Below are 12,039 nucleotides of genomic sequence, written 5' to 3'. Positions count from 1 at the left end.
ACTTATTCTCTTTCATCAGCTGGATAAATTACACCCATTTGTCTTCTACATTCAGTTAATACTTCCATGATATCTAATGTTAATTGATGTGGAAATACTTCAGATTCAATTCTATTAGCTTTTACATTTTCCACAAAATCTTTCAATTGATATGTAAATCCTTCTAAACTTGGTTTTGAAATAAGTGTCTTTTCGCCTTCTTTTGCCTTAAGTGTTCCACCAGTTGATTTATTTCTTGGTGTTAACCAAACGTTTAATACACGACTTAATAAATCAATTTGAATAATACCTTCCTCACCTTGTATTTCTGATACTACTTGAGTATCAGTAATCTTTGAGTGTTGAATTGTAACTTCAAATCCATCATATTGTAATAAACATGTTCCTAATCCATCAACCCCTGTATCAAGAATTAATCCTGTAGCTATTATTGATTTAGGTTTACCAAATAACGCAACAGCATCACCCAAACAATAAATTCCTAAATCCATCATAGAACCATTACTTAAATCTCTTCTAAATGTTGTAGGATTCTCACCTCTTAGATATGCATCATAACGAGATGAATATTTACCAAAAGTAAATACACAACGACGTAATTTACCAATGCTATTTATTGCCTCTTTTACTACTTGTAAATTTTCTGTATACAACGGAATTAATCCATCGTGTAGATATGTATTCATTTTTCGTGAATACTCAATCATTTCTTTAGCTTCACGATAATTTGTCGCAAATGGTTTTTCTGTTAATGTAGGAATTTTTCTTTTCATACATTCTATTGTCATTTCATAGTGCAATTGATTTGGAACAGCTAAATATATCGCATCAATTTTACCTGAATCAATCATCTCTAAATAATTATCAAAGACATTTTCAATATTATATTTTTCCGCAAAACGAATTGCATTCTCTTTTCTTCCACTACATACACCAGTAACTTCTATTTCTGGTACCTCTTTTACACCACTCATAAAGAAATCAGATACAAAGTTAGTTCCTACAACACCAAATCGCATAATTACTACCTCCCATTATTACTGATAGGATATCATAAATATATTAATAATTGTAGGTATTTAGAGAATTAGTAATAATTACTTGATAGTTTTAGTTGTTCCTCATATTGTTTAAATTTATGGAATACCGCTTTATGTTGAATTGGTTTAAAATTACATATCTTGATGGCATTTGTTAACCATTCAGGTAAACTTTCACCACTTACTTCAAGTAAAATTGAATCATCATTAAACAATTGAATATTCTTAGACAAATCACATAACCTAAAATCTTCAAAACGATATCGTATATTCATAGAAAATGTTAATCGTACTTTTGGATTAAATTTACTACAATACGCTACTCGTTCATATCCGACAAATAATTTTGGTAATAAACCACTATTCCTTAATAATTCATCAATTTGATTATCACCACAATCATGTTGCTTGCATAATAATTCATAGGCTTCATCCAAAGTCAATTCTAGCCTTTGTTTGTGTGTTTCCTCATTTTTTGTTTCTTTTATTTCAATATAAACAGGATCACTAATTTGAGGAATTCCATAACTTCTTAAGCGAATAATTTCATTGGGTATCCTACTTTTATATACTTTTGAAATTAAAGTTTCACTTACTGGTTCATAATAAATGTTATATACCGTATATTTAAAATGTTCATCTTCCTCTATTTTATTTGATAAACATTCCATGAATTTTTTAACTTGTCCTTCTTTAATTAAGTACTTCTGTTGAACTTGATTACTACTTGATACATTCCTCATAGTAAATTCCTCCTAAACATACTTTAGACCTAAAATATGGGAAACAAATGGGTTTTGTATGAAATTTATGTGAACGCTCACATAATAAAAGGTAGAGCTAAACTCTACCCATACTGCGTGATGCAATTACATCAACATCCAACCCACAAACGTTCTTGATAATAACATCGTTAATGTGTATTGGAGCTTGTATTGTAATCTCATTAATTTCTTTCATAGCATCAAATATTTTTTCTTTTGGTATTGGTTTACTAGTAATTACCGGACATCTAGAAACTAATGCATTTTTAATAATAACTGTTGATGTTAATACACGTAATGGATGTAAGCACTCATTTATTGCATAGTCCTTTCCTCTAGGACATGTATTTCCACTAACTGATTTTACATCATTATCAACAAGTTCAACTGTAAGATGACACCCCATAGGACATGTAATACATATCATTTCCTGTTTCATTGTATTACCTCCACAAGAATTTCCTGTTTTACTTTCTCACATTCTTCTTTACTTAGAATTACCTTTTCCATTTCTGAAGGATTTAAATGTTTCTTTTTAATTTCCTTAATAATTCTATCTCCATCTTTAATTCTAATAATACCATCTTGGCTAGGCTTAGTTACTCTGAATAATAGTTCAAAGTTATCAGTTATATTTTTATTCTGCATACTCATGGGTACAACATAGCCAATTCCATTACCACTTAAACATTTCTTCCCGTTTTCTAAAATTAATTGATGATTTAAATATTTCGCAACCGCTAAACCAGTCTTACCTGATTCATGACTTACAAAATCTACTAAATCATGGACATGTAGTACATTTCCACATGCAAATATACCTTCAACACTTGTCATATAAGATTCGTTTACAATAGGTCCTTTAGTTTTCGGATGAAGTTGAATATGTGCTTCTTCACTTAAGGCATTTTCAGGAACTAAACCAACAGATAATAATACTGTATCAACATCAAATGATTTCTCACTGCCATCTATTGGCTTAAAATTAGAATCAACTTCACTTATCGTAATTCCTTCAACTCGATTCAATCCTTTAATATCAGTGATTGTATGACTTAGATAAAGCGGAATATTAAAATCCTCTAAACATTGTTTGATATTTCTAGGTAATCCATTAGAGTAAGGCATAATTTCTGCGACCCCACAAACAATAGCTCCTTCTAATGTCATACGCCTAGCCATAATTAATCCAATATCACCTGAACCGAGTATAAATACTCGTTTACCACATAAGTATCCTTCCATATTTAAATAACGCTGAGCTGTTCCTGCAGTCCAAATACCAGATGGACGATAGCCAGGAATAGATATAGCACCACGAGTTCTTTCTCTACATCCCATAGCTTCAATTATCGCATCTGCCACAATTTGAACATAGCCTTCAACTGGATTAACATATTCAATTATCTTATCTTCGCTAACTGATGTAACCATTGTATTGCATTTTATTTCAATTGTCGTTTTGTGAATTAAATCAATATAGCGTTCTGCATATGCTGGTCCTGATAATTCTTCTTTGAATGTGTGTAATCCAAATCCATTATGAATACATTGATTTAAAATACCACCTAATTCTTGATCACGTTCAAGAATTAATATTTCGTGAATCCCTTCATTATAAAGTGATAATGCACTCGCAAGCCCAGCAGATCCACCACCTATGACAACACACCTATATCTCTTCATCATGTTTTGTCCTTCCAACTAATACCTTTGAGCCAATATCATCAAGTAATATTTCATCTTTTGATTTATGTAATTCTCGCGCAAGAATTTCAACAACTAAAGGTTCACAAAATCCTCCTTGGCATCGTCCCATTCCAGGTCTTACTCTTTTTTTAATTCCTTTAACAGTAGTAGCACCACAAGGCCGATGAATTGCATCGACTATTTCACCTTCTGTGACTTTTTCACATCGACATACAATTCTTCCATATCGTGGATCTTTTTTCACCCATTCATTTTTTTCTTCTAGCGATAACTCGCTAATGGTTATATTTTTCAAACGATAAGGTTGCCAATCATCTTTTAACGAAGCCGCATGTTTCTGTAAATAAATATCAACAATCATCTTCGATATTGCTGGTGCAGACGCTAAACCAGGTGATTCAATTGCCGCTACATTATAGAAATTTTCATATTTTTTTGATTCTTCAATTATGAAATCATGTGTTGTTCCTGTAGGACGATTTCCAGCAAAAGTGCGTATTACTTTATCAAATGGTATATTATCAATTAATTTACCTACTTCATTTCTTACATATTCTAATCCTGCTTGTGTATTATTTATTGCACTTTTATCATCAATTTCAAAACTAGTAGGACCTAAAAGTGTATTACCATGCGTTGTCGGAACAACTAAAACTCCTTTGCCCTTTGATGTTGGTACAGGATAGATAACATGATTAACTAAAGGATTTGGTAAATGATCTAATACAAAGTATTCACCTTTTCTAGCTGTGATTGAAAAATCAATTTCATTGTTAATAAGCTTATAAATTTCATCAGCACGTACACCTGTACAGTTAATTACTGCTTTTGTCTCATAAACATCTTCTTTTGTTTTTAATATATAATTCTCACTTTTATAAATATCACTAACTTCACTGTTTAACTTAAGTGTCACACCATTTTCCATAGCATTTTCAATGCATGCAATCGCAACTTCCCAAGGATAAATAATACCTGTAGTTGGTAACCATAGTCCCAATTTAATCGATTTATTTATGTTAGGTTCAACTTTTTTAATTTCTTCATATTCTTGTAATGCACACGGTATATCTCTATTTATAGCTCTTTGATAAAGGATATGTAGTTGTTCAATCTCCTCATCACTACTAGCTAATACATACGCTCCAATACGTTTAAATGAACAGTTTAATTCTTTACAAACTGCTTCATACATTTTATTTCCTTCAACATTTAACTTTGCTTTTAATGTTCCATCTAATGGATCATGACCACTATGAATAATCGCACTATTAGCCATTGTAGCACCTACAGAAACATCATTACCTTTTTCTAAAACTAATACATTTAAATTATACTTACTTAAATCTCGTGCAACAAAACACCCAACAATTCCAGCTCCAATAATAATTACATCAAACATCATTCTTCATCAAAAGCCATACACGCGTGTACTGCTTTTTTCCATCCTTTATAGTACTTCTTCATTTTTTCCGGATCTTCTGTTGGTTTAAATATATGTTCCATTTCAAGTTGTTTTTTAATTTCTTCTTTATCTTTCCAAAATCCTACTGCCAATCCCGCTAATGCTGCAGCCCCTAGTGCAGTTGTTTCAAGAACTTTAGGTCGATCTACATTTACACCTAATAAATCACTTTGAAACTGCATTAAATAATTATTCATTGCCGCTCCACCATCAACTCTCAAGGAAACTAATTCTCCATTGGAATCTTCTTGCATCGCATCTAGGATATCTTTTGTTTGATATGCTAACGAATCTAATGTAGCACGAATAATATGTTCACGTGTTGTTCCACGTGTTAATCCAAACATTGCACCTCGACATTTATCATTCCAATATGGGGCACCTAAACCAACAAAAGCAGGAACCAGCACTACTCCTTCTGTATCTTTTACACTTAATGCAAGTTTTTCACTTTCTGATGCATTTTGGAAAAATTGTAATCCATCACGTAACCATTGAATAGCACTTCCTGCCACAAAGACGCTTCCCTCTAATGCATACGAGACTTTACCATCAAGTCCCCAAGCAATTGTTGTTACAAGTCCATGCTGACTTTTAATTGGTTTATCACCTGTATTCAAAAGTAAAAAACAACCTGTTCCATAAGTATTCTTCGCTTCACCTTCACAAAAACAAGCTTGTCCAAATAAAGCTGCTTGCTGATCACCAGCGATACCTGCTATCGGTATTTCATGATTAAAGAAATGATAACTAGCAGTTGTACCATAAATCTCACTTGAGGCCTTTACCTCAGGCAACATGTTCATTGGAATATCTAATAACTTACATAGTTCCTCATCCCATTTTAAATCAAATATATTATAAATAAGAGTTCTGGATGCATTTGTATAATCAGTAATATGTGTTTTTTGACCTGTAAGTTTCCATACTAACCATGTATCAATTGTACCAAACAACAATTTACCTTTATTCGCTAATTCACGTGCTCCATCAACATTATCAAGTATCCATTTAATCTTAGTACCTGAAAAATAAGGATCTAGCTTTAATCCTGTTTTATTCTCAAATGTTTCTGATAAGTTTTCCTTTTTTAATTCATCACAAATGTAAGATGTTTGGCGTGATTGCCATACAATTGCATGATAAATTGGTAATCCTGTTTCTGAATTCCAAACAACTGTTGTCTCTCGTTGATTGGTAATACCTAATCCAGCTACATTACTAGGATCTATTCCAGATTGCATTATACAATCTGCAATACACGCTAATACACTTAACCATATCTCATTAGCGTCATGTTCAACCCATCCTGGTTTAGGAAAATACTGCTTAAATTCTTTTTGTGATGTTTGAACAACTTTTAAGTTATGATCAAACAAAATTGCTCTAGAACTAGTAGTTCCTTGATCAATAGCCATTATAAATTTTTCCATTGTTAAATCTCCTTGAATAATTCCTTACTTTTATTATACAAGAAGATTGTAAAAGTTTATAATAAATCTAAAGATAAGGAGTAAAGATATGATTGATTTTAAACATTCCGTTATTTATCAAATATGGCCACGTTCTTTTAAAGACAGTAATTCTGATGGTATTGGTGATATTCAAGGCATCATCAGTAAATTAGATTATTTAAAAGACTTAGGAATTAATTGCATTTGGCTAAGTCCTATTTATGCATCACCCAACGATGACTATGGTTACGATATTAGTGATTATTATGCTATTGCCCCAGAATATGGCACAATGGATGACTTTGATGAATTGCTAGTAGAGTTAAAGAAGCGCGATATCGCCCTACTAATGGATTTAGTTGCAAATCATACATCTACGAAGCATGAATGGTTTTCTGATGCACTAAATAACCCTACTAGTCCTTACCGTGATTATTATTTTTTCAAAGAAGGAATTAATGGAAATCCTCCAAATAATTGGTTAAGCTTTTTTGGTGGTAGCTCATGGACTAAAGAAAAAGATAATTCATATTACCTAACTTCTTTTGCCCCAACGCAAGCTGATTTGAACTGGAAAAATGAAAATGTACGCAATGAAATATATAAAATTATGGAGTACTATCTAAAAAAAGGTGTTGATGGATTTAGAATGGATGTAATAAACTGCATCGATAAAAAAGAAGGTTTACCTGATAAGAATCCTGATAAAAAAGGATATCAATTTCCTGATGATTATTTACTCAATGGACCATTAGTACATGAATACTTAAAAGAAATGAATGAAAAAGTATTGTCTAAATATGATGCATTAGGTTTAGCCGAAGGATGTCTAGTTACCCTTGATGATGCTATGAAATACACTAATCCTACAACCAAAGAAATACAGATGACTTTCCATTTCGATATTTCAATGCTAGGTTATGGGGCACTAGGAAAATATGATTTTAGAAAATTTTATCATTTTACTACTGCAGAATTCAAAAATGTTACACGCAAATGGCAAAATGCTATGATTCAACATAATGGTTATGTAGGTAACTTTTTATCTAATCATGATAATGCACGACACATTGAACGTTTCGGTGATATTAAACTATACTATCTTGAATCCGCTAAAGCTCTAGCCTTATATAACTTTACACTTTATGGTACTCCTTTCATTTATCAAGGTGAAGAAATTGGAATGACTAACTTAAAACTAGACTATAGTGAATGGAAAGATTATGAAGCAATCAACAGTGTTCAAGCAATGCACGATATGATGCATGTTCCAATGGTAATTGCTAAAAAAATTGGTGCACATGTAACTCGTGACAACGCAAGAACTCCAGTTCAATGGACAAACGATACTTATGCAGGATTTTCATCTTGTACTCCTTGGATTAAGTTAAACCCTAATTATATTTACATAAATGCCGAGGATAGTTTAAAGGACCCTCAATCTATACTTAATTTCTATAAGAATTTAATACAATTACGCAAAGAACATGAAGCTTTGTGCACTGGTAAGTTCATTGAATTAAACAAAGATCACAAAAGTATCCTTTGTTTCAAAAGAACACTTGCAGATGAGGAACTATTCATTATCATTAACCTTACAAAACAAGCTTCTGATATTACCTTAGATGAATCATTAACAGGTGAAGAATTACTTAGTAATTTAACTCCTAAGCAACTAAGGAAAGTTATGAAATTATCTCCATATGAAGCACATATTTATAAACTAATTAAAAAAGAAGAGAAAACTAAAGTTCCTCTTCACTCTAGTAAGTATAGGGTTTAATCTCTATACTTATTTTAATTTATCTTTTACTTGATTACTTTAATCATATATTTCATCAGTTAAATCATTACCAACTTAAAGTAGAATTAGTTACTTTTATTTTTTTCTTTTAATAATTCTTCTTGATTTTTTAATAATTGATCTATTTTCACATGTAAATCAGATAAGATGATTTCAGTTTTAACATTAACTCGATAATCATTTTCAGCTCTTTGACGATCTTTTTCTTCTTGTCTATTTTGACTCATCATAATTATCGGAGCTTGCATTGCAGCAAGACATGATAAAACTAAGTTCAACAAAATAAATGGATATGGATCAAATTTCTTTTCCACTGCTGAATTGAACATCATCCACCCACATAGTATTGCCATAAAAATAATAATAAATGTCCAACTACCCGCAAATTTTGCAAGGCTATCCGCTGTTTTCTCACCTACTGTTAATTTTGTATTTATCTCTTTTTTTGCCATTTTACGATCTAATAACAAATGTATAATCTCTTCATCTGTCATTTCTTCATCAACATCTTGAAGTATTTCTTCTAATAATTTATTTTTATCTTCCATATTATATTAATTTCCTCTTTCTAAAATAATATAAGCTACCAAAAACAACCGCAACACTAATGCCCATAACAAACATGTATCCATATTCCCATTCAAGTTCTGGCATATTGGTAAAATTCATACCATACCAACCAACTATTAGTGTTAAAGGTAAAAAGATAGTTGTAATCACTGTAAATAATTTCATTATACTGTTAAGTTGATAGTCTAACATTGCATCCAGCGCTTCTCTTAAATGTATTAAATCTTCTTGTTTTGCTACACATGCATCATATAAACGATTACTCTTATTTGCAAAATGCTTAAAATGATTTAACTTATGTTCATTAAATAATCCATTTTCATTTTCTTCTAGATAGTATCCAATTTCTTCAAGTTGCTGATAATAATTCTTTAAAATACTTAATTGATCTTTTAGCGCAAAGATACCTCTATTTAATTTAGAACTTGCCCTTTCTTCCACTACACTTTCTTCCATATCTGAAATCTTTTTATCAATTTCTTCAATTACTTCATATCCGTTTTGTAATAGTGTCTCTAATAGTAATGCAATAATTTTTTCGAACTCAGCATTTCCCATATAGGATTTAGTAACATTTTCAAATATTTCAAATACACTTCTATTTTCATCTTTTAATTCAATAAAATAGAAACGATTCTTCATAATTAAGAAAGCAATACGATCTTTTTCACTATATACATTGCATACATCAAGAACATTTATAATACCAAATGTATATCCATCATAATCATCCACACTATTCTTATATTGTGCTTGGCTACTATTGCATATATTTTTAACTAAATCAGGTATATTTGAGTGAGTATTTAACTCATCCATTGTTAAATATGCAATAACTGGTAATGCATCATCCTCATGTTCAACAAGTTGAAGTTTATTTCCACTAATTACATATTTCATAGTTATTCTCCTTCGATATTTCCCCAAGTAATAATATTTGAATGTGGTTTTAATCCTAGTTTATTTTGCAAATGAATAGAAGCATCATTGTTTGGTGATACTTGGCAAAATGGATATCTATTGTCATCTAATGTCTTCTTAATTAAGAACGATTCAAGATATGTTCCAATACCTTGTTTCTTGAATTCATCTATTACTACTAATATCCCCATTGCTCCTTCATCATGATAACCAATAAAACCACAACATATTTCTTCTTTAAATGCACCATATATATTTCCACTTATAAGTCTATTCATAATATATTTTTCATCATCATAACCATGATAGTTTTCCATTACAAAATCAAAATAACTTTCATCCAATAGTCTTATTTCTAAATCATCACGATGTTCAAAATCAATAGAATCTTTTTCATAAAAGTAGTTACAACATTTAAATCCTTCATCCATTCCTGGTATATATTTACATAAAGCTTCCTCTTGAATACAAAATGCTTTACAAAAATTATAGTCAACGTAACTCATTAATTCATCATATTCATTGTCATCTTCTGAAGCAATAAAGTAACAATCCATATCTTTTTTATACATTAATAGTGAGTGTTCACTCTCATATATTTTAATTACCATTGGATCAGTTTGTAAATGTAGCAAATTGCAGTTTTTTCTTATATCTTTCATTAAATTCATATTCATCACCCATACTTAGTATACCATTGCATAATAAAAGATGTATTAATTTATATACATCCTAATCTTCTAAAATAATGGCGTAACGAAAAAAAGATGTACACGAATTGTGCACATCTAACTTGGAAAGGGATAGATTATAGTAGTCCAATAAATGAACAAGCAATAGCTAGAATGATTGTACCAATAATTAATACAACTGGACTAACTTGTTTCTTCTTCAAGAAATAGAACATTAACAATGTATAACCCATTGGTAATAATTTAGGGAAAATTGTATCTAAGAATGCTGTTTGAATACTTACTTCAATGCCACCTGCAACACTAATAACTGGTAATAAATCAATTTTTACATATGATGCAATTAATGCACCAATAACTGTAATACCAAGAATAGTTGCTGAGTTTGCAATAATATCAGAGTTTTCTTGAAGCATTTCAAATGATTTTGTACCTAAACGATATCCCATATGTGTCCATACAATACGTAATACCCAAATTGCAAGATAAGCACCTACGAAAATCATTGGTCCAATGATTAATCCTTGAGATGCAAATGAACAAGATACACCTGCGATAATTGGTAAGAATGTAAACCAGAATATTGCATCACCAATACCAGCGATAGGTCCGAATAATGCTAATTTTAAACCTTTAATTAAACTACGATCTTCTCCATTTTCTTCTAATGAAATTAGTAATCCCATTAAGAATCCAACTAAGTTTGGATGAGTATTAATGAATTCAAGGTTATCTGTCATTGCTGCTGATAAACCTTTTGGATCATCTGCATAAATCTTTTCTAAAGCAGGTAATTGCGCTAACAACCATCCACCAGCTTGCATTCTTTCATAGTTGAATGAAGCTTGTAAGAAGGATGAACGAATACCAAGCATAGTTAAATCTTTTTTGGTTAATTTTTTAGATGCCGACATGTTTATTTCCTCCTTGGTTTCCTGAATTGTTTGCTACTGCTTCTTCAATTGCATCTCTTCTTGATTTAGCATTGAAGAAATCAAATAAAGCAAATGCAGTACCTAATAATGCTACTGGTAGTAAGTTATTCATTGGGATGAAGTTCATCATTAAGAATCCAGCAATAAAGAATGGGATGTATTTTGCTTTCATCATAACGCGTAGTAACATACCAAATCCGATAGCAGGTAAGATTCCTCCAGCAACTTCTAATCCATGGATTAGCCATGGAGCCATTGAAGTAACTAAGTTAGCCATTAGGTCTTGTGCTAGGTAAGTACAAGCAAATACGATAACACCATAAGAAAGTGCAACGATTGCTGTAGTTGTAATGTTAATTTGACGAATCTTAGCAACATTTCCTTCTTCAGCTGCCTTATCAGCACCAGCCATAAAGAATGAGAATGTTGAATAGAAGAATAGAATTACATATTGCATTAAGAATGAGAATGGTAAACATAATCCTAATGCAACTTCAGCGCTTACACCAGCTGTGTAAGCTATAGTTGTTGACATAAATCCAGCTAATACTGGGTTAGGAGGTTGAGTTCCTCCAGCAGGTGTTAAACCTGCGAACGCTAATTCTGTTAAAGCCCCTGTAGCAAGTCCAAGTGGTACATTACCTAGAATAATTCCTGTCACTGTTGATACAACAAGTGGACGGA

At 31.3% G+C, this 12,039-nt stretch carries 12 protein-coding genes; 1 reads left to right on the top strand and 11 read right to left on the bottom strand.

The genetic code is table 11. From position 1 onward, the window contains the following. Positions 1 to 2: 2 nt before the first annotated feature. From RR430_RS02715 to glpK, 6 genes are all read right to left on the bottom strand, one after another. Positions 3 to 1,019, bottom strand: a complete 1,017-nt coding sequence (locus tag RR430_RS02715) for a Gfo/Idh/MocA family protein (protein ID WP_332487400.1) — start codon at positions 1,017 to 1,019, stop codon at positions 3 to 5. A 68-nt stretch (positions 1,020 to 1,087) separates the two neighbouring features. Further along, entirely contained in the window at positions 1,088 to 1,783 is a 696-nt protein-coding gene (locus RR430_RS02710; protein ID WP_332487401.1) for a VTC domain-containing protein, read from the bottom strand. Between the two features lie 97 nt (positions 1,784 to 1,880). Continuing rightward, on the bottom strand, positions 1,881 to 2,243 hold the full coding sequence (locus RR430_RS02705) for a DUF1667 domain-containing protein (protein ID WP_332487403.1): 363 nt from the start codon (positions 2,241 to 2,243) through the stop codon (positions 1,881 to 1,883). Then, complete coding sequence (locus RR430_RS02700) at positions 2,240 to 3,490, bottom strand: NAD(P)/FAD-dependent oxidoreductase (RefSeq protein ID WP_332487404.1); 1,251 nt, start codon at positions 3,488 to 3,490, stop codon at positions 2,240 to 2,242. Before RR430_RS02700 ends, RR430_RS02705 begins: the two co-directional genes overlap by 4 nt. Further along, entirely contained in the window at positions 3,477 to 4,916 is a 1,440-nt protein-coding gene (locus tag RR430_RS02695) for an NAD(P)/FAD-dependent oxidoreductase (protein WP_332487406.1), read from the bottom strand. The genes RR430_RS02700 and RR430_RS02695 overlap by 14 nt, the downstream gene beginning before the upstream one ends. After that, positions 4,916 to 6,412, bottom strand: a complete 1,497-nt coding sequence (glpK, locus tag RR430_RS02690) for a glycerol kinase GlpK (protein ID WP_332487408.1) — start codon at positions 6,410 to 6,412, stop codon at positions 4,916 to 4,918. Before glpK ends, RR430_RS02695 begins: the two co-directional genes overlap by 1 nt. A gap of 88 nt (positions 6,413 to 6,500) precedes the next feature. Here glpK and RR430_RS02685 point away from each other — a divergent pair, with 88 nt between their 5' ends. Then, positions 6,501 to 8,216, top strand: coding sequence for a glycoside hydrolase family 13 protein (locus RR430_RS02685; RefSeq protein WP_332487410.1), 1,716 nt, complete (start codon positions 6,501 to 6,503; stop codon positions 8,214 to 8,216). An 86-nt stretch (positions 8,217 to 8,302) separates the two neighbouring features. Here the strand turns inward: RR430_RS02685 and RR430_RS02680 are convergent, their stop codons facing one another. The 5 genes from RR430_RS02680 to agaC all read right to left on the bottom strand — a co-directional run. Then, a complete protein-coding gene (locus RR430_RS02680; protein ID WP_332487412.1) occupies positions 8,303 to 8,785 on the bottom strand; it encodes a DUF1003 domain-containing protein in 483 nt (160 codons plus the stop codon). A gap of 1 nt (position 8,786) precedes the next feature. After that, on the bottom strand, positions 8,787 to 9,707 hold the full coding sequence (locus tag RR430_RS02675) for a magnesium transporter CorA family protein (RefSeq protein ID WP_332487413.1): 921 nt from the start codon (positions 9,705 to 9,707) through the stop codon (positions 8,787 to 8,789). 2 nt (positions 9,708 to 9,709) lie between these two features. Continuing rightward, positions 9,710 to 10,399 carry a GNAT family N-acetyltransferase gene (locus RR430_RS02670; protein ID WP_332487414.1) on the bottom strand — a complete coding sequence of 230 codons (690 nt, stop codon included), beginning with the start codon at positions 10,397 to 10,399 and terminating at the stop codon, positions 9,710 to 9,712. Between the two features lie 137 nt (positions 10,400 to 10,536). Then, on the bottom strand, positions 10,537 to 11,334 hold the full coding sequence (gene agaD, locus RR430_RS02665; protein WP_332487416.1) for a PTS galactosamine transporter subunit IID: 798 nt from the start codon (positions 11,332 to 11,334) through the stop codon (positions 10,537 to 10,539). Next, a partial coding sequence (agaC, locus tag RR430_RS02660) for a PTS galactosamine transporter subunit IIC (RefSeq protein WP_332508603.1) occupies positions 11,321 to 12,039 on the bottom strand: 719 nt, incomplete at its 5' end. The genes agaC and agaD, both read right to left, overlap by 14 nt.

The organism is Anaerorhabdus sp., from assembly GCF_036641015.1.
In the GTDB taxonomy this organism is placed as follows: Bacteria; Bacillota_I; Bacilli_A; order Erysipelotrichales; family Erysipelotrichaceae; genus Anaerorhabdus.
Note: the sequence above shows the minus strand (reverse complement) of the source record. Positions and strands in the feature narration are given on the sequence as shown.

Bases quoted from the DNA above. Each gene is read 5' to 3' on its own strand.
- glpK (WP_332487408.1), bottom strand. From the start codon at position 6,412: ATGGAAAAATTTATAATGGCTATTGATCAAGGAACTACTAGTTCTAGA.
- RR430_RS02695 (WP_332487406.1), bottom strand. From the start codon at position 4,916: ATGTTTGATGTAATTATTATTGGAGCTGGAATTGTTGGGTGTTTTGTT.
- RR430_RS02685 (WP_332487410.1), top strand. From the start codon at position 6,501: ATGATTGATTTTAAACATTCCGTTATTTATCAAATATGGCCACGTTCT.
- RR430_RS02675 (WP_332487413.1), bottom strand. From the start codon at position 9,707: ATGAAATATGTAATTAGTGGAAATAAACTTCAACTTGTTGAACATGAG.
- RR430_RS02705 (WP_332487403.1), bottom strand. From the start codon at position 2,243: ATGAAACAGGAAATGATATGTATTACATGTCCTATGGGGTGTCATCTT.
- RR430_RS02670 (WP_332487414.1), bottom strand. From the start codon at position 10,399: ATGAATTTAATGAAAGATATAAGAAAAAACTGCAATTTGCTACATTTA.
- agaD (WP_332487416.1), bottom strand. From the start codon at position 11,334: ATGTCGGCATCTAAAAAATTAACCAAAAAAGATTTAACTATGCTTGGT.
- RR430_RS02680 (WP_332487412.1), bottom strand. From the start codon at position 8,785: ATGGAAGATAAAAATAAATTATTAGAAGAAATACTTCAAGATGTTGAT.
- RR430_RS02710 (WP_332487401.1), bottom strand. From the start codon at position 1,783: ATGAGGAATGTATCAAGTAGTAATCAAGTTCAACAGAAGTACTTAATT.
- RR430_RS02700 (WP_332487404.1), bottom strand. From the start codon at position 3,490: ATGAAGAGATATAGGTGTGTTGTCATAGGTGGTGGATCTGCTGGGCTT.
- RR430_RS02715 (WP_332487400.1), bottom strand. From the start codon at position 1,019: ATGCGATTTGGTGTTGTAGGAACTAACTTTGTATCTGATTTCTTTATG.